Raw genomic sequence first — 17214 nt, forward strand, 5'->3', positions numbered from 1 at the left:
CACAGGCTTGACGCACCGGCCGCCGCGCGAGGCACGCGCAGGGCCGGGCGGCAAGGGCTTGGCACTTACTTGGCGAGCGCCTTGACGAGCGAGGCGTCGAAGGTGGCTTCGGTGGCCGGGGCGGCCTTGATCTGGCCCTTGGCCACGAGCAGTTGGCCAATGATTTCGCCGCTGGCGTAGTAGGAGGTGGTTTCCTTGGCCTTGACGAAGGCCTTGGGCATCTCGGCGAGCGGGATGTTGTACACACCGCTCATCTGCTCCTTGGCCTCTTTGGCGGAGACGCCCATGAACTTGCCGATGATCTTGGCGGCGTCGTCCGGCTTGGCCTTGATGTAGGCCAGGCCTTCAAGGTAGGCCTTCATGATGCCGGTGATCTCGGCGGGCTTGGCCTTGATGACCTTGTCGTCGAACACCAGCACGTCGGCGATCAGGCCCGGCGCGTCTTTCGAGGAGAACACCACCTTGAACTTCTTGCCACCACCCTGGCCGAGGATCTGCGACAGGCTGGGCTCGTAGGTCACGCCGATCGGCAGCGCGCCCGAGGCCATGGCGGCCGGCACGGCCTCGGGCGTCATGCTCACGGGGTTGATGTCTTTCTCGCTGAGATTGACCGTTTTCAGCGCATACGAGAGCAGGAAGTCACTGGGCGAGAGCGGGTTGTAGCCGATCTTCTTGCCCTTGAAATCGGCCACCTTGCCGATGCTGCCGTCGGCCACGATGGCGTCGCCACCGTTGGAGTAATCGATGGGCATGACCACCTTCATGTTCTTGCCGCCAGCCACCTGGCCGACCACCTGGTCGTAGGTCAGCATGCCGCCGTCGACCGCGCCCGAGGCGATGGCGGCCGGGATCAGGGCCGGGTCGCTGAAGACCTGCAGCGAGACCTTGAGCTTCTGTTTTTTGTAGAGGTCGAGCGCGTCGGCGACGTAGAACGGGCCGTAGCCGATCCAGACCACGGTGGCGATTTTCATCTGCGTCTGCGCGAAGGCCGAGGCGGTGGCCAGGGTGAGCGCCGCGCCCACGGCGGGCTTGAGCCAGCGTCCCAGCGGGGACGGCGAAACAGAAGAGGAAGAGAAGAGGCCTGCCAATGTCATGTGAAGCTCCGGTGGTGGGTGAAAGGCGCAGGGAGAACACGATCAGACGTCGTTCTCCCGGGCTTTTGTCCCTCCGTGGAGCCTGCGATCAGGCCGGACCACTCTCGGACCAGACCCCACGTGTGACGGTGGACGGAACCCTAGTGGACCTACGCACGAGCCGCTGCCAACCACGTGCAGACCGCTCTCCATGCTGCAACGGTCAATGCATGGAGCGTGCCAGGGCCTGATGGCACCCATTTGCACCAAAGCACGGCGTCACGGCGGTTCGGGCCACCAGGAGCGCACCGACCCGGGGCATAGAATGCCCGCCACCTCCCGGAACCCCCACCCCCATGCCCCACACCACGCCAGCCTGTCCGCAATGCGGCCTTGAAAACACCTACCCCGACGGCAGCAACTTCGTCTGCCCCGACTGCGCCTTTGAATGGCCTCAAGCCGCCGCCACCGGCGACGAGGAAGCGGCCGGCGACGGCACCGTGAAGGACGCCCACGGCAACCCGCTGGCCGACGGCGACTCGGTGATCCTGATCAAGGACCTGAAGGTCAAGGGCTCGTCCACCGTGCTCAAGAAGGGCAGCAAGATCAAGGGCATCCGCCTGGTCGACGGCCACGACGGCCACAACGTGGACGGCAAGACCGAGCTGGGCCCCATGCTGCTGAAGTCCGAATTTCTGAAGAAGGCCTGAACGGCCGGGGCTGCGCGCTGCAGCGGGTGGTTCTGGTACTGTTGCCTGTCGAACATCCGGGGCACCCATGGTCCGTCAGCACTTTGAGGTCATCATCCTGGGCGCGGGGGTCTCCGGCCTGACGGCCGCCCATGCGCTGCTGCCCTCGACCCAGCGCCTCGCGATCATCGAAGACTACCCCGGCGCGGGCGGCAACCACCTGTCGAAAGACATGGGCGGCTGCAGCTTCGATGTCGGCGCCATCTTCTTCTGGTCGGACAGCCCCCTGCTCAAGATGTTTCCCGGCATCGAGGCCCACTGGTCGCCGGTCAACTACAGCATCGCCCGCGTCACGCCGCAGGGGGAGGTGCGTGCCTACCCGTTCGACGCGCGGGGCGAGCTGGGTGCGCGGCCCTGGCGCTACCGGTTCGCGGTGTTCGCCGATGTGCTGGCCCACAAGCTGTTCCATCATCACAAGGCCTCGGCGGCGGATTTTGCCAAGGCCTACATGGGCGCAAAGCTGTTCCGCGACAGCGGGCTGTCCGACTACATGCGCCGCTTCTACGGCTTCTCAGCCGAGGAGATCAGCTACCCGTTCGCGCTGCGCCGCATGAAATGGATCGCCAGGAACGCGGGCGTCGCCCCGCGTGCGCTGCGCCTCGTGCGTTCGGCCGGCCAGCGGCTGGGGCTGGTGGCACGCCCGGCAACGCTGCGGTGTTTCGCCCGGTCGCCCGAAGGGTTTCAGGGCATGTACCGCCATGCACTGGGGTGCCTGCAGGCCTCTGGGGCCGAGGCCTTTCTGAACGCGGGCACCGCTTCCGTCCGGAAGACGCCAGAAGGTTTTGAGGTGCACACCGCCGCCGGCACCTTCACCGCCCCGCGACTCATCAACACGCTCCCCCTGGTCAGGATCACCGGCTTGCTGGGACTGGACGCAGCGGCCCCGCCGGAGTCCACCTCGCTGGTCACGGCGTGTTTCCGGTTTCGGGGTCGGCGGAATTTCGCGGCGCTGATCCTGCACAACTTCGCGGCCGACGGCCTGTGGAAGCGACTGACCATGCACTCCGACTACCACGGTCAGGTCGACGGCTGGGCGTACTGCAGCGTGGAGGTGTCGGTTCGCGGCCCCTTGCCGTCGGTGAACACCATCGTCGCCGACTTCCGGACCACCACGGCCCGCGCCGGCCTGTTCGACGGTGAGCTGGAATGCCTGGGCAGCTTTGTGACGGACTTTGCCTATCCCGTGTACGACCAGTCCGCCGACGCGCGCAAGGCGGCCGTGTTGCGGTCCCTGGCGGCACTGGGCATTGAAAGCCTCGGTCGCCAGGGCGGCTTCGACTACATCCCGTCGACCACGGAGGCGGTGGCCCTGGCCCAGGCGCAGCTGAATCGGGCGCCGATGGTGGTGCGTCGCACCACCAACAGCTGAGGCGGATTCGCCCGCTCAGCGCAGCGCCAGCGAATCCCGCTTCCAGGCCGCATCGGGCCAGCGTGCGAACGGCCCCAGCGCGTCGGGTTCGAAGGCGGTGCGCTGCGGGGTGAGCGTGTTCAGCTCCACCACCTCGAAGCGGCGCACCGTGCGACCTTCGGCCATCGCTTCGCGCGCCACCAGCATCTGCCGCCCGCCGGGCACCCAGCCCGCGAGTTCGGCGTAGCCCAGGCCGGGGTTGAGCGCGGCGGGCGGCAGCACCTGCACCGTCCAGCCCTGCGCGGTTTTGCGGAACACCCACAGCTCGCGCCAGCCGTCGATCGGCTGCACCGCGAGCGCGGCGGCGTTGCCTTCGCGGTTGACCGAGGCCGACGCCGCCCAGACCACGCCCCAGGAACAGCGCTCGGCCAGGGGTTGCGCGGCTTTCTGGCGCGGGTCGATCAGGCTGGCGCAGGTCTGGCCGTCGTCCAGCTTCCGGGTGGTGATGCTGAGCGCGGCGGCGGGCGCCACGCCGCTGCCGGCGGCCCAGCGCACGGCGTTGGCACGCAGGGCGGCTTCGGTGTGGCGGGTGAGGTCGTCGTCGGCCAGCTCGGCGCGGTCCACGCGGGCAATGGCCTGCAGCGCGCGCTCGGCGGCGCTGCGGGCGGCGGTGGCGTCACCGCGCTGGGCGCGGGCGAAGGCCAGGCCACTCCAGACGCTGGCCTGCCGGGTGGCGAGGCGGGCACGCCAATGGGCGGCCAGGGTGGTGGTGGGGACGCGGTCGAGCAAGGCGGCGCGGGCCTGGTCGGCGGCCTCGCGCTCGCCGGGCCGGGCCTGGGGGTTCTGGCAGTCGGAGCGGGTGAGCGCGAGCGCGGCGCGGGCCTGTTGCTCGGCGCTGGCGGCGGGCATCGCCAGCAGGCGGCGGTGGGCGTCGCCTTCGTAACACAGGCGCACGCGCTCACCGTCTTCGATGCTCTGGAACGTGACGCCATGGCGCCGCGCCACGTCGAGGTGGGCGGTCAACATCGCCCGGTCCTGCGAACGTTGCGCGCCTTGCGACGCGCGCTCGGCGAGGCGCTCGGCCTGGCGGCCGATGGCATCGAGCACGCGGGCGCCGTCGGGACCTTGCAGCGCGGCGCCCGGCAGCGCCTGGATCGCGGCGGCCGCGAGCGCCAGGCCCAGGGTTTCCGAGCCCGGCTGTTCGCTCACGAAGCCCAGCAACGCCAGCAGCTCGGGCGCGGCCTGCTCGCCGCTGCCCACGCCCAGCAGCTGCGAGCGCTTCACGTAACCACCGCGCTCGCGCTGGTGGTCCCAGACCTGCACGAAGTCGCCGCGTTCGGCGCGGATCTCCACCACCTCGCCGCGCCAGAGCACGGTCTGGGCGGCGGCGCTGTCGCGCGGGGCGGCGCGCAGGGTGACGGCGTCGCGGGTCACCAGGGCCACGGCCGCCACCGGCTCGGCCGCGCGGGCCGACACACTGAACACCGCCGCCAGCACCGCGACCACTGCCGCAGCCAGGAGGACATTGCCAAGCTGTTTCATGGTCACTGCTCCGTGTTGTCGGTGTCGACTTCGGTCGAAGCGGTCTGCGCCCGCGCCACGCTGCCCAGCAGGTTGTTGCCGATGAAGCCGCCCTGCGAGGGTGAGGCGATGATGACCTGCACCTTGTCGCTCAGGCGGTCGGCCATGGTCTTCTGGATCAGCAGCGGGTGCTTGGTGATGAGCGCGCCTTCGGCCGCCATCTGTTCGGCGTTGGCCTTGCCCACTCGGGTGAGGCGGTAGGCCTCGGCGTCGGCGAGCTTCTGCCGCGCCTCGGCCTCGCCCGCGGCTTCGATGCGGCGCGCCTGGGCTTCGCCCTCGGCCTGCTGCACGCGGCTCACGCGGTTGGCCTCGGCTTCGAGCTTGCGCTGCTCGATCTGGCGCTGCTTGAAGGGCAACACGTGTTTCATCGCCTCTTCCTGCGCCTTGGCGGCGATCACCTGCTCGCGCCCGGCGGCTTCGGCGGCGATCTCGCGGCGGGCCTTCTCGGCACTGGCGGTGAGCTCACTTTCTTTGACCTGCTTCTCGCGCAGCTCCAGCGTGTAGCGCATCTTCTCGGCCGAGAGGCCTTCGGTCAGCAGCACCTCCATGCCGCGGCGGTAGTCCTCGGGCAGGTCGATCTTGCCGATGTGGATGGAGCGCAGCAGCAGGCCGTCGGCCGCGAGTTTGGTGCGGATCTGGCCTTCGATCTCCTGTTCGATCTGGGCGCGTTGCGACGAGAAGATTTCGCGCACGGTGTGGCGGGCGATGATCTTGTAGACCGTGGCCTGCACCGCCGGCTCGACGATCTGGGTGACGAGCCGCTCGGGCAGCGACGCGGCTTTGGCCGCCGTCAGGCGCGCCGGATCGATGGCGTAGCGCACGCTCAGGTCGAGGCCGATGGACAGGCCCTCGACCGACTGCGCCGGCGAAGGGCCGTCGGCGCTGGCCATGCTGGCGGCGTGCCAGGTCTGGTCTTGCAGCGGGTAGCGGGTCACCTGGTACAGGCCGGGCAGCGCCCACACCGGGCCACTGCGCCAGACCGTCGTGTCGCCGGTGAGCTGGTTGGTGCGCAGCGCCAGGTGGCCGGGGGCGAGCTGCTGCACCGGCGGGTGCTTCACGATCACGTAACCGGCGCCCAGCGCCGCCGCCGTCACGCCGAGGGTCAGCAGGATGGGGCGCAAGGACACGGAAGGCATGGCGCGCAACGGGCGCACAGCGGACGCGTCGTCGCCCGACGCCGCCCCCGGGGCGGCGCGGCGGACCAAGCGGGCCAGGGCGATCCGGACGGAACGGGTCAGGGACTTGAGACGCAGCAACATGGAATTTCTCCTGTGAACCGGAGCCGCCCACCGTGGGCTTCTCCATGACCTGCATCGTTCCGGGAAGGCGCGGAAGTCTCAATGCGGTCGCCGGGCGGGTTCACCACCGGCCCCGGAAGAAAAACTCACAGCGGCCCGCGCGACCGCCCTTCGATAATGGGCGCCATGCACACCATCGCCGTCATCGAAGACGACCGCCCCACCAGCGACCAGTTGGCCGGCTGGATCCAGGCCGCACGCCCCGAACTGACCGTGCACCAGTGGTTCGACCGCGACAGCGCCGAGGCCGCGCTGGCGCGCGAGCGCTACGACCTGGTGGTGCTGGACATCGAGCTGGGCCGCGAGCGGCACGCGGGCGTGGCGATCATCAACACCATCAACAAGCTGCACCAGGGCACGCCGGTGCTGGTGGTCTCGGCCATGCCGGCCGCGATCTACCGCAGCATCATGAAGGCGCTGGACGCCTGGGACTACCTGCAGAAGACCAGCTTCGACGAGGCCGAATTCGTCGAGACCTTTCTCGACATCCTGCGCACCGCACGGGCGCAGAAAAGTGCTGAGCCCGCGCCCGCCGCCGACGAGCTGAGCCTCGACCCGCTGTGGCAACGAAGCCCCACCTGGCGCGGCCAACGCATCAACCTGCCGCTCACCGCGCAACGCATCCTCGCCACGCTGGTGCAGAAGAAGGGCCAGACCGTGAGCTACGAGGAGCTGTACGAGGTGGTCAAGAGCGGGCGCAACCGCGACAACGTGCGCAAGCACGTGAGCAGCATCCGCGATGCCTTCCGCGAACTCGACCCATCTTTTGAGGCGATCGAAAACGTGCCCATGCGTGGCTTCCGCTGGGGACGATGAGCACCCCCTGCGCCGCTTCGCGTCTTCCCCCTCTCTCGCCTGCGGCGGGAGGGGGACGCAGCCCTGTGGCCCGGCAAAGCCGGTTCCACGGCTGCCCCTGGTTGGGTCACGCGCTCCGGGTCAGCTTTCATCACCTCCCCCGCTCCTGTCTGACGACCCAGTGACATGAAGTTCGGCCCCCTCGATCTTCCTTCGCTGCCGGCGCTGGCGCTGCCGCGCCTGCCGCTCTCGGCGTTCCGCCGCCGCATCGTCTTTCACGGGGTGTTCCTGCTGCTGGCGCTGGCCGTGGTGGGGCTGGCGCTGACGCTGCTGGCCGAAGAAAAGCAGCGCGCGCGTGAGCGCTACGAAGCGGGTTTCCGGCAGACGCTGTCGACCATGGCGGCGCAGCTTCGCCACCCCACCGGGCAGCTGGCGCTGATCAACGCCGACGCGGCGGCGCCCTCGGGCGCCGGGCTCACGCCGGTGGTGCTGCCGTTTTCGGCGCTGGACTATTCCGACCCGTTCAAGGCGCGGCAAGCGGTGGAGATGAGCGGCTGCGCCGTGCACTGGCCCGACGACGGCGGGCAGCTCTGCGTGGGCATGGGCAACAGCGCCTACGCGGGCGGCGTGGTCTACCTCGTGGCCGACCTGGTGCTGCCGCCGGCGGTGGCGCGCGAAAAAGGCACGCTCGACCTGGCGCCTGTGAGCCATGCGGTGGTCCGGGCGGAGACCGGCGCCGGCACCGAGCACTGGGTCGCGCCCTTCGAGGCACCGGGTGATGCGCCGGTGGACGTGGGCGACGGCGGCCTGCGCGGCCGCGTGACCGGATTCAGCGGCGAGGGCAGCGCCCTGGTCAAGGGCTCTCGGCCGGTGCGCGACTTCCGCGGCTGGCTCTGGCAGGAGGCCGGCTGCGCCGTGCCCGGTCAGGCACTGCCCGGCTGCGCGCGCCGCACGCTGATCTCGCTGCGGGTGCCGGTGGAAGCCTGGCGCAAGGCGCTGTTCAGCCAGGGCCCGCGCACCTGGCCGCCGGCCGACCTCGGCCGCACCCGGCTGCGCCTGCAGTGGGTCGCACCGGGCGGCCAGGTGCTGTTTGACAGCGCGCGCGCCGGTGCGGTGCAGCCGTTTTCGCTGCAGCACCTCGGCTCCACGCTCGCGGGCGGCGAGGTGCTGCGCATTGAGCGCCTGGGCAGCGGGGCGCCGCAGCTGGTGACGCAGCTGCGCGGGCAGGACAGCTCGGACGAGGTGGCGGCGCCCTGGCTCACGCGCCTGGTCCTGAAGCTGCCGTCGAGCGACACCCGCACGCAGGTGCAGGCGAGCGAAACCGTCAACACCTCCAGCGGCCGCTACCAGCTCAGCCTCACCGGCGACCTGACCAGCGTCGACCGCAGCCTGAGCGCGACCGCCACCCGCATGAGCGGTTTTGTCGGCGCCATGCTGGCCGCCATCGTGCTGGCCTGGCTGGTGATCGAGTTGGGGCTGATCCGGCCGGTGGCCCGGCTGACCCAGCGCGCGGCGGCGCTGAACTACAACATGCAGGACCCGCAGGTCGAACGGCGGCTGGGCGATCTGGACGTGCGCGACATGGCCGGGCGCGACGAGATGGGCATCCTGGCCAGCACGCTGGCCGGGCTGTTGCAGCGGGTGAAGGAGGGCGTGCGGCGTGAGCACCTGCGCAACGAGCAGGAGCGCGACATGTGGCACGCGGTGGGCCACGAGATCATGTCGCCGCTGCAGTCGCTGATGGTGCTGCACGGCGACGCCGCCGACCCCAGCCACCGCTACGTGCACCGCATGCAGCAGGCGGTGCGGGTGCTCTACGGCAGCGCGTCGCCGAGCGAGGCCATCAGCTCGGCCTCGGTCGAGGTGGACACGCTGGACCTGAATCAATTCCTTCAGCACGTGGCGGTCAACGCGCCCTACGCGGGCATTCAGAACGTGGTCTTCGAAACCGCCGGCGCGCCGGTGTGGGTGCAGGCCAGCGAGCACTCGCTGGAGGACGTGGTGACCCACGTGCTGCGCAACGCCGACCGCTACCGCCCACCAGGCTCGCCCATCACCCTCACGCTCGACGACCGCGGCGCCATGGCCGGCTTCGCCATCCACAACACCGGACCGGCCATCGACGCCGAGCGGCTGGAGGCGATCTTCGAATACGGCGTGACCGACGCCAGCGCCCCCGGCGAGAGCCGGGGACAGGGCCTGTTCGTGGCTCGCACCTACATGGCGAAAATGGGGGGCACGATCACCGCGGCCAACGCCGACGGCGGCGTGCGCTTCGTCCTCCACCTGCCCCGCGCCACCCCACGAGTTTCCGCATGAACCGCATCGCCGTCATCGACTTCGAAACCACCGGCATCTCGCCCGGCATGGGCGACCGCGCCACCGAGGTGGCCATCGTGATCACCGAGGGCGACCGCATCGTCGACCGCTACCAGAGCCTGATGAACGCGGGCGTGTACATCCCCGGCTTCATCACGCAGCTGACCGGCATCACCAACGCGATGGTGCAGGCCGCGCCACCCGCAACGACGGTGATGGCCGAGGCGGCGCGCTTCGTCGGCGACGTGCCGATGGTGGCGCACAACGCCTCGTTCGACCGCCGCTTCTGGCAGGCCGAGCTGGCGCTGTGCGGCCAGCCCGCGTTGCAGCCCTTTGCCTGCACGGTGCTGCTGTCGCGCCGGCTCTACCCCGAGGCGCCGAGCCACAAGCTGGGTTCGCTGGTGGACCGCTTTGGCCTGCCGCGCACGGGCAAGGCCCACCGCGCGCTGGCCGACGCCGAGATGGCGACCGAGCTGCTGCACCGCATGCGCCACGACCTGCGCACGCGGCATGGCGTGGCCGACCCCGACCACAGCTACCTGATGGGTCTGCAGCGCTGCACCAAGGCGGCCGTGGCCAAGCTGCTGGCGCGCCCCGCCGTGGCACGCGGGGCCTTGAGCGCCCGCTGAGCGGCCCTCGCGCCGGGCGAAGAATGCCCACCGCCCGTCCGCCGGTGGGCCCGCACTCGAACGCCCATGCTACGATTTGCGCCATGCAACGCCGCACGTCCCTGACCACCCTATCGCTAAGCCTAGTGCTCGGCCGGGGTCTGCCTGCGTTCGCCTTTTCTGTTGCCTGAAGCGCAACACCCGACTTCCCCCTGACCCCGGCCCACGAACCAGCCTCCATCACCATGGAGGGCTGCAGGGGATGTCGCCTTTGTTTTTTCAGATCCCCCGATTCGTGGAGCCGCTCATGATTGCCCAACCCGCCCGCAAGTACCAGGCCTTTGCCCCCGTCGAGTTGCACGACCGCACCTGGCCGTCCCAGTCCCTCAACCGTGCCCCCATCTGGCTGTCCACCGACCTGCGTGACGGCAACCAGGCCCTGTTCGAGCCCATGAACGTCGAGCGCAAGCTGAAGCTCTTTCAGGAGCTGGTGCGCATCGGCTTCAAGGAGATCGAGGTGGGTTTTCCGGCGGCCTCGCAGACCGACCATGACTTCGTGCGCCGCCTCATCGACGAAGACCTCGTGCCCGACGACGTGACGCTGATGGTGATGACGCAGTCGCGCGCCGATCTCATCGAACGCACGGTGGACGCCGTGCGCGGCGCACCGCGCGCCATCGTTCACCTCTACAACGCCACGGCCAGGGTCTGGCGCCGCGTGGTGTCCGGCATGAACGTGACGCAGGTGATGGCCTTCGTGCAGGAGCACGTGTCGCTCCTGAAGCGCCTCACCGACGCCCGGCCCGAGACGCGCTGGACCCTGCAGTACTCGCCCGAGACCTTCAGCGCCACCGAGCTGGAGGTGTCGCTCAAGGCCTGCCAGACCGCCATCGCCGCCTGGGGCGCTGGCCCCGGGCGCGAGGTGATCATCAACCTGCCCAGCACGGTGGAGAACGCCACGCCCAATGTGTTCGCCGATCAGATCGAGTGGATGCACCGGCACCTGAGCCCGCGCGAGCACATCGTGCTCTCGGTGCACCCGCACAACGACCGCGGCACCGGCGTGGCCGCGGCCGAGCTGGCGATGCTGGCCGGGGCGCAGCGCGTGGAAGGCTGCCTGTTCGGCAACGGCGAGCGCTGCGGCAACCTCGACCTCGTCACGGTCGCGCTCAACCTCTACACCCAGGGCATCCACCCGGGCCTCGACTTCTCCGACATCAACGGCGTGGCGCGCGTGGCCCAGGCCTGCACGGGCCTGCCCGTCCACCCGCGCCATCCCTACGCGGGCGACCTCGTGTTCACGTCGTTCTCCGGCTCGCACCAGGACGCGATCAAGAAGGGTTTCGCGGCGCACGATCCCGAGGGTCTGTGGCAGATCCCCTACCTGCCCATCGACCCGGCCGACCTGGGCCGCACCTACGACAGCGTGATCCGCGTCAACAGCCAGTCGGGCAAGGGCGGCATCGCCTTCCTGCTGGAGCGCGAACGCGGCGTGGTGATGCCCCGGCGCCTGCAGGTGGCGTTCAGCGCGGTGGTGCAGCGCCACACCGACGCCAGCGAAACCGAGATGAGCGGCCCCGCGCTGTGGGCGCTGTTCCAGACCACCTACCTCGACCCGGGCATGGCGCAACCCGCGACAGCGCAGGCCATCACCTGCCACGCGCACCGACTGTCGGAGGACGGCCAGGGCATCGAGCTGGACGTCACGATCGAAGGCGTGCGGCAGACGCTGCAAGGGCAGGGCAACGGCCCGATTGCTGCCACCGTGGACGCCCTGGGCCTGCCGCTGGAGGTGCACGGTTACGAGGAACGGGCCACCGGCGCGGGCGCCCAGGCGCAGGCCCTGGCCATCGTGGAAGCGGGGCTCGCCGGCACGCCCGGCGCGACCTTTGGCGTGGGCCTGGACAGCAACATCGTCACCGCCTCGGTGAGGGCCGTGTTGAGCGTGGCGAACCGCCTGGTGGCGCCGCCCCGGACGGCGCCTGCAGTGGCGGCCACGGCAGTAGGTTGATCCGATCCCCCGGCACGGATGGGCTGGCGATGGCCCATCCGTTACCCTTGGCACCCATGCGCCGTGTCCTGCCCTGTCTCGCCCTGACCGCCACCCTGCTGATCGCGGGCTGCGGCAGCACGCCACCGTCGCGCGGTCCGGCGTACCGCGCGCTCTCGGCCGAGCAGTCGAGCGACATCGCGATCCACGCGTTGGGTCTGGTGGGCACGCCCTACCGCTGGGGCGGCAACACACCGGAAAGTGGCTTCGACTGCAGCGGCCTGATCGGCTACGTGTACAAGCGCCGCGCCGGCATCGCCCCGCCGCGCACGGTGGCCCAGCTGTCCGGCTTTGGCGAGCGGGTGGACGCCGATGACTTGCGCACCGGCGACCTGGTGATCTTCGGCAGCGGAAAGCCTTTTCACGCGGGCATCTACGTGGGCGAAGGCCGCTTCGTGCACGCCCCGTCCACCGGCGGCACGGTGCGGCTGGACCGCCTGAACAACGCCTACTGGGCGCGCCAGCCCACCGCCTTCCGCCGTCCCTGAGGCGCACGTCAACTCCGTCGGTACCTATTGCCCCGCTGGCGTTTCTTGCTTCAGAGGCCTTTCTTTCTCAGCGGGTGCGCTGAGCCGAGGGTGCGGGCAAGAGAACGCAGATGGCGCCATCGGCCTGGCGCGAGGTCTTCGCGCGCACAACGCCACCGGCGGCGCAACACCACCCAAAAAGAAAGGATCAGTCGCTCAACAACCCCGCCAGCGACAACGTGCCGGTGACCGCAGGCAGCGTCGGTGCCTGCCACTGCAAGCCGCTCTCCTGCGCCCACCGCTGCAGCTCACCGCTGGCACCGCTGCGCTGGACCACGCGGTTCACCACGTCCAGCAGATCGGCTTTGCCCGAGAGCGCGACCCAGCCCAGGTTGATGCCCAGCGGCCGCGCCGGACCCGCCTGCAGGGTGCTGGCGGGCTGGCGCAGGCGGTGCGCGTCGAAGGCCGCCGTGGGCACCAGCATCGCGTCCACGCGACCGCTCTCCAGCGCCGCCCAGACATCGTCACGCTGGCCCATCGACACCATGCGCGGCGTGAGCGCGCCGCCCCGGTACATGGCCACCAGCGTGCCTTCGAGCGTGCCGGCCACGGCACCGACCTTGCGCCCCACCACATCGCCCAGCGAACGCGCGGCCGGCACCCCGGCCCGCTGCACCAGCGCCAGCGCGGTGCCCTGGTAGGGTTGGCTCGCGACCAGCGTGCCCAGCGTTTCGAAGGGCCGCTCGCGGGCGCGCTTGGCGCCGGGGTAGTCCGGCGTCTTGAAGCGTTCGCGCGTGGGCGGGCCGAGATCGGACTTCAGCAGCGGGAAACCGCTCGCCACATCACACAGCCCGGCCGACAGCAGGGCGTTGACCTCGTGCGTCAGCATCGCCTCTTTCTCCAGCTCGGGCTCGAAGGGCAACAGCTTCAGCTCGCGCCCCAGCTCCCGCGCCACCGCCTCGGCGATCTTCACGTCAAAGCCGGTGACCTGCCCCTTGCGCGCCAATGAGAACGGCGGGTTGTCCTCGGCCATGCAGACGGTCAGCGGCTCAGCGCTCGCTAGAGCGCTCACAGTCGACAACGCCACGGCAACACCCCAACGCCGCGAAAGAAGAAGCACCGCCCGGAAGCGTCGCGGAACCGGCTTTGCCGGGCCGCTGACGCTGCCCCCCTTCAGGGGGGTGACGCCGAAGGCGGCGCGGGGGGTGTTTCCAGTTTTTCGGGGGGTGCTCACAACTCTTTTCCTCCACGCGTGGCCACGTAGCTCCACAGCAGCTCGATCGCTCCCGGCTCCAGTGCACCCTTGAACGAGGGCATGTTGCCCTTGCCGTTGGTCACCGAGGTGTAGAAGCGGTCGCGCTGCTCGGTCGGGAACTTGCGCAGGTCGTACACCGTGGTGCCGCTGTTGACCATGTTGCGGCCGTGGCACTGCGCGCAGGTGCGGTGAAACTGCTCGCGGCCCTTCTCCACCATCTCGGCGGTGAAGGGCGTGGCGGGCGGAACGCTCACGGCCTGGGCGTCGGGAGTGCCAGCCGACTGCGCCCGCACGAAACCCGACAGCGTCAGGGCCAGTGCACACAAAACAAATCGAATCATCAATCAAGGTCCAGAAAGAAGTGCGCCGCCGTACCGGAGCGAGTGCCTGTGCCGGTCAAGGATGCCGTGGAACCGGCTTTGCCGGGCCACAGGCATTGCCCCCGGGGGGTGACGCCGCAGGCGGCGCGGGGGGTGCACTGTCCTGCGGCGCGGGGGGGTCAATCACTCCAAAGCGAAGGTCCAGACCGACCCCCCAGCCGGCACCTGGCTCATGCGCTCGTCGCCCAGCAGGGCCCAGACGCCGCCCGCCCCCGACACCACCGTCACGTACTGCTTGCCTTTGAGGTCGAAGGTCACGGGCAGGCCGATGATGCCGCTGCTGGTCTGGAACTGATACAGCTTCTTGCCGTTGTTCGCGTCCACCGCGATGAACTCGCCCGTGGCCGCGCCGGTGAACACCAGGCCGCCGGCGGTCGAGAGCGTGCCGGCCATGCTCGGCTGGCCCGGCCAGGCCATCTGCCACTTGCTCTTGCCCGTCATCGGGTCGATGGCGCTGAGGTAGCCGTGCGGCTCGTTCTTGGGCATGTTCACGCCCCTGAAATTCACGCCCAGGTACCACTCGCCCTTCTTGTACTCGGGCTTGGCCAGCTGGTAGGGCCAGCTCATGTTGAGCGTGTTGGCGTAGGCGAGACCGGTGGCCGGGTTCCACGACATCGGTGTCCAGTTCTTGCCACCCACCACCGAGGGGAAGATTTCCACGTCTTCACCGGCGCGGGCCTTCTTGTCGATCTCGCTGTGCACCGGGCGCCCGGTCTTGAGGTCGATGCGGTCGGCCCAGTTGACCTTGACGTAGGGGTTGGCCGCGAGCAGCTCGCCGTTGGCGCGGTCGAGCACGTACATGAAGCCGTTGCGGTTGGCCTGGGTGAGCACCTTGCGGTCCTTGCCGCCGATCTTCATGTCGACCAGCATGCCGACCTCGGTGGCGTCGTAGTCGTAGGGGTCGTTGGGGCTGAACTGGTAGTGCCACACGAGTTCGCCGGTCTTGGGGCGGATGGCCACGACCGAGGCGATGTAGAGGTTGTCGCCCTTGCGCGCGTTCGGGTTCCAGGGGCCGCCATTGCCGGTGCCCCAGTAGACGAGGTCGAGCTCGGGGTCGTAGGCGCCGGTCAGCCAGGTCGGTGCGCCGCCCTTCTGGTGGGTGTCGCCGGGCCAGGTGTCGCCGCCCTTCTGGTCGGGCGCGGCGGTGGTGTAGAAGCGCCAGAGCTGTTTGCCGGTGGCCGGATCCCAGCCGTCGATGAAGCCGCGCGTGCCGTACTCGCCGCCGGCAATGCCGGTGATCACCACACCATTGGCGATCAGCGGCGCGCTGGTCATGGCCTGACCGTCCAGGTAGTCGGCGGCCTTGCTCTTCCAGAGCTGCTTGCCGGTCTTGGCGTCCATCGCCATCACGTGCGCGTCGAGCGTGACGCGGTAGAGCTTGCCGTCGAGGATGGCGGCGCCCCGGTTCAGGATGCCGCAGCAGGCCATCTTGAACACGTCCTGCGGCAGCTCGATGTCCTGCTTCCAGATCTGCTTGCCGGTGGCCGGGTCGAGGGCCACGGTGCTGTTGTGCGTGGTCACGTACATCACGCCGTTGTGCACGATGGGCTGCGACTCCTGGCCCTGCGGGTTGTTCAGGCTGTAGGCCCAGACCGGGCGCAGCTTGCCGGCGTTCTTCGTGTTGATCTGCTTGAGCGGGCTGTAGCGCTGGTTGTTGTAGCCCATGCCGTAGGTGAGCACGTCGCCGGGCGTGGCGTTGTCGCGCTGGAGGTCCTGAAGGCTCTGGGCCTGGACCGAGCCGATGAGGGCCGCCAATGCGACGCCTCCCAGAATCCGGGATGTCGTGACCATGCGTTGTCTCCTGTGGGGATGGTGGAACCGTCGTTGTTGTGAAAGCCCACCCATTTTGGGAAATTGCACCCTGGCGCACACGCCCGGGTTTTCCCGGTTATGGAAGTGTTCTGCCGTGGAACACCGGTTGCCCGCGCGACAGCGATGCGGGTTTACCCGCTTGTTCGGGGCCGCCCCGCTTCGGAAGCTCGGGCTTTCCGCCCCCCCCGGTTCCCCATCCCCATGCGCACCGCACCCCGCACGCTGTCCACCGAAGGTCTGCCCGCGCAACCGTTTTTCCAGACCCCGGAGCAGCGCGCCGCGCTCGCGCGCCAGCGCTTCTTCGACGAAGACGTGCGGCCCTCGGGCCTGGTGAGCGAGGCGGTGATCCAGTCGTGGGGCCGCAGCCGGTCGCTCGGCCACACCCGCCACAAATGCCCCTCGCTGGACCCGGTGAGCCGCGCCTCGCTCAACGCCACGCTGGCGCGCAACCGCGAGTTGCTCGACGCGGCGCAGCTGGACCTGAACCAACTGGAAGCGTCGCTCACGGGCACCCAGTGCCGCGTGCTGCTGACCGACGCCACCGGCGTGATCGTGCACGTCACCCACGGCGCGCGCGAGCCCGGACAGGGCACCCTGAACGTCGCCTCGCGCGTGGGTGTCAACCTCGCCGAGGGCCACATCGGCACCACCGCGCCCGGCATCGTGGTGCGCACGGGCCTGGCCAGCACGGTGCTGGGCTGCGAACACTATTACGACATGTTCCAGGACATGCGCTGCGCGGCCGCGCCCATCCGTGACGTGCAGGGCCGGCTGGTGGGCGTGCTCGACCTGTCCACCGAATCGCGCGGCTTCGGTTTTGACGCGGCCTCGGTGGTCGGCGTGTTCGCCACCTCGATCGAAAACCGCCTGCTGCAGGCCCAGTCGGACCGGCACCTGGTGCTGCATTTCCAGGCCGCACCGGCCTTGCTGGGCACGCCAATGGAAGGGCTGGCCGGCGTGTCCACCGACGGCGAGGTGGTCTGGCTCAACGCCACCGGCCACAGCCTGCTGGGACGAGGCCCCAAGCAGCCGCAGGGCAGCGTGGGCGAGCTGCTCGGGCTGGAGATGCGGCAGCTGCTGGCGCTGTGTGGCACGCCGAGCGCGCGCCTGGTGCAACTGCCCAGCGGGCTGGGCATCTGGATGAAGGTCGAGCTGCGCATGCCCGACGGGGTGGACGTCCCGCACGGCGTTGGCTGGTCGGCCGCTCCGGCACCCGTGGCACCGGCGACGTCGGTACCGCACGAACGCGACGCACCCGCGCAGCACCATGAAGCCGATGAGGCCGCCGAGGCGAACGGTGTCGTGCCTGCGCCGGCCGCGGCCGCACCCACGGGTGCGCCGTCGCTGGCCGAGGCCCAGCAGGCGCTGATCGTTCGCAGCCTGCAGGCCAACGGCGGCAACGTCGCCAGGACCGCCCGCCAGCTGGGTGTTTCCCGGGGCCTGGTTTACCGGCACCTGCGCAAACCTGCGACGGACTGA

Annotated in this window: 14 protein-coding genes and 1 riboswitch; of the genes, 8 read left to right on the top strand and 6 right to left on the bottom strand. The window is 69.7% G+C overall.

The features are described from left to right. Window positions 1-65 precede the first annotated feature (65 nt). Window positions 66-1094, bottom strand: coding sequence for an ABC transporter substrate-binding protein (locus IM738_RS21225; RefSeq protein WP_236963013.1), 1029 nt, complete (start codon window positions 1092-1094; stop codon window positions 66-68). 52 nt (window positions 1095-1146) lie between these two features. After that, window positions 1147-1249, bottom strand: a riboswitch (guanidine-I (ykkC/yxkD leader). A 180-nt stretch (window positions 1250-1429) separates the two neighbouring features. Between IM738_RS21225 and IM738_RS21230 the strand changes: the two genes are divergently transcribed. Further along, the gene (locus IM738_RS21230) at window positions 1430-1783 is read left to right on the top strand and encodes a zinc ribbon domain-containing protein YjdM (RefSeq protein ID WP_236963014.1); all 354 of its coding nucleotides are present in this window, start codon (window positions 1430-1432) and stop codon (window positions 1781-1783) included. 67 nt (window positions 1784-1850) lie between these two features. Further along, entirely contained in the window at window positions 1851-3191 is a 1341-nt protein-coding gene (locus tag IM738_RS21235) for an NAD(P)-binding protein (RefSeq protein ID WP_236963015.1), read from the top strand. A gap of 15 nt (window positions 3192-3206) precedes the next feature. On the opposite strand, the gene IM738_RS21240 is transcribed toward IM738_RS21235, so the two are convergent. Together IM738_RS21240 and IM738_RS21245 are read right to left on the bottom strand one after the other, a co-directional pair. Beyond that, window positions 3207-4712 carry a hypothetical protein gene (locus IM738_RS21240; RefSeq protein WP_236963016.1) on the bottom strand — a complete coding sequence of 502 codons (1506 nt, stop codon included), beginning with the start codon at window positions 4710-4712 and terminating at the stop codon, window positions 3207-3209. A 2-nt stretch (window positions 4713-4714) separates the two neighbouring features. Further along, on the bottom strand, window positions 4715-6010 hold the full coding sequence (locus IM738_RS21245; protein WP_442908458.1) for an SPFH domain-containing protein: 1296 nt from the start codon (window positions 6008-6010) through the stop codon (window positions 4715-4717). A 165-nt stretch (window positions 6011-6175) separates the two neighbouring features. On the opposite strand from IM738_RS21245, the gene IM738_RS21250 reads away from it, so the two are divergent. The 5 genes from IM738_RS21250 (at window position 6176) to IM738_RS21270 (ending at window position 12309) form a co-directional block, all read left to right on the top strand. After that, window positions 6176-6865 carry a response regulator transcription factor gene (locus tag IM738_RS21250; RefSeq protein WP_236963017.1) on the top strand — a complete coding sequence of 230 codons (690 nt, stop codon included), beginning with the start codon at window positions 6176-6178 and terminating at the stop codon, window positions 6863-6865. A gap of 165 nt (window positions 6866-7030) precedes the next feature. Next, on the top strand, window positions 7031-9163 hold the full coding sequence (locus IM738_RS21255) for a sensor histidine kinase (protein ID WP_236963018.1): 2133 nt from the start codon (window positions 7031-7033) through the stop codon (window positions 9161-9163). Next, window positions 9160-9792 carry a 3'-5' exonuclease gene (locus IM738_RS21260; RefSeq protein ID WP_236963019.1) on the top strand — a complete coding sequence of 211 codons (633 nt, stop codon included), beginning with the start codon at window positions 9160-9162 and terminating at the stop codon, window positions 9790-9792. Before IM738_RS21255 ends, IM738_RS21260 begins: the two co-directional genes overlap by 4 nt. Window positions 9793-10078: 286 nt before the next feature. Next, complete coding sequence (leuA, locus tag IM738_RS21265) at window positions 10079-11782, top strand: 2-isopropylmalate synthase (protein ID WP_236963020.1); 1704 nt, start codon at window positions 10079-10081, stop codon at window positions 11780-11782. 56 nt (window positions 11783-11838) lie between these two features. Then, window positions 11839-12309, top strand: a complete 471-nt coding sequence (locus IM738_RS21270) for a C40 family peptidase (protein WP_236963021.1) — start codon at window positions 11839-11841, stop codon at window positions 12307-12309. 187 nt (window positions 12310-12496) lie between these two features. Here the strand turns inward: IM738_RS21270 and IM738_RS21275 are convergent, their stop codons facing one another. The 3 genes from IM738_RS21275 to IM738_RS21285 form a co-directional block, all read right to left on the bottom strand. Continuing rightward, entirely contained in the window at window positions 12497-13321 is an 825-nt protein-coding gene (locus IM738_RS21275) for a substrate-binding periplasmic protein (protein WP_236963022.1), read from the bottom strand. Window positions 13322-13518: 197 nt separating this feature from the next. Beyond that, window positions 13519-13884: a c-type cytochrome gene (locus IM738_RS21280; RefSeq protein ID WP_236963023.1), complete on the bottom strand. Its 366-nt coding sequence runs from the start codon at window positions 13882-13884 to the stop codon at window positions 13519-13521. 162 nt (window positions 13885-14046) lie between these two features. Next, complete coding sequence (locus IM738_RS21285; RefSeq protein WP_236963024.1) at window positions 14047-15714, bottom strand: PQQ-dependent dehydrogenase, methanol/ethanol family; 1668 nt, start codon at window positions 15712-15714, stop codon at window positions 14047-14049. A 222-nt stretch (window positions 15715-15936) separates the two neighbouring features. On the opposite strand from IM738_RS21285, the gene IM738_RS21290 reads away from it, so the two are divergent. Beyond that, on the top strand, window positions 15937-17214 hold the full coding sequence (locus IM738_RS21290) for a GAF domain-containing protein (RefSeq protein WP_236963025.1): 1278 nt from the start codon (window positions 15937-15939) through the stop codon (window positions 17212-17214).

Source organism: Hydrogenophaga sp. SL48 (assembly GCF_021729865.1).
Taxonomy (GTDB): domain Bacteria; phylum Pseudomonadota; class Gammaproteobacteria; order Burkholderiales; family Burkholderiaceae_C; genus Hydrogenophaga.

Bases quoted from the DNA above. Each gene is read 5' to 3' on its own strand.
- IM738_RS21225 (WP_236963013.1), bottom strand. From the start codon at position 1,094: ATGACATTGGCAGGCCTCTTCTCTTCCTCTTCTGTTTCGCCGTCCCCG.
- IM738_RS21230 (WP_236963014.1), top strand. From the start codon at position 1,430: ATGCCCCACACCACGCCAGCCTGTCCGCAATGCGGCCTTGAAAACACC.
- IM738_RS21235 (WP_236963015.1), top strand. From the start codon at position 1,851: ATGGTCCGTCAGCACTTTGAGGTCATCATCCTGGGCGCGGGGGTCTCC.
- IM738_RS21240 (WP_236963016.1), bottom strand. From the start codon at position 4,712: ATGAAACAGCTTGGCAATGTCCTCCTGGCTGCGGCAGTGGTCGCGGTG.
- IM738_RS21245 (WP_442908458.1), bottom strand. From the start codon at position 6,010: ATGTTGCTGCGTCTCAAGTCCCTGACCCGTTCCGTCCGGATCGCCCTG.
- IM738_RS21250 (WP_236963017.1), top strand. From the start codon at position 6,176: ATGCACACCATCGCCGTCATCGAAGACGACCGCCCCACCAGCGACCAG.
- IM738_RS21255 (WP_236963018.1), top strand. From the start codon at position 7,031: ATGAAGTTCGGCCCCCTCGATCTTCCTTCGCTGCCGGCGCTGGCGCTG.
- IM738_RS21260 (WP_236963019.1), top strand. From the start codon at position 9,160: ATGAACCGCATCGCCGTCATCGACTTCGAAACCACCGGCATCTCGCCC.
- leuA (WP_236963020.1), top strand. From the start codon at position 10,079: ATGATTGCCCAACCCGCCCGCAAGTACCAGGCCTTTGCCCCCGTCGAG.
- IM738_RS21270 (WP_236963021.1), top strand. From the start codon at position 11,839: ATGCGCCGTGTCCTGCCCTGTCTCGCCCTGACCGCCACCCTGCTGATC.
- IM738_RS21275 (WP_236963022.1), bottom strand. From the start codon at position 13,321: ATGGCCGAGGACAACCCGCCGTTCTCATTGGCGCGCAAGGGGCAGGTC.
- IM738_RS21280 (WP_236963023.1), bottom strand. From the start codon at position 13,884: ATGATTCGATTTGTTTTGTGTGCACTGGCCCTGACGCTGTCGGGTTTC.
- IM738_RS21285 (WP_236963024.1), bottom strand. From the start codon at position 15,714: ATGGTCACGACATCCCGGATTCTGGGAGGCGTCGCATTGGCGGCCCTC.
- IM738_RS21290 (WP_236963025.1), top strand. From the start codon at position 15,937: ATGCGCACCGCACCCCGCACGCTGTCCACCGAAGGTCTGCCCGCGCAA.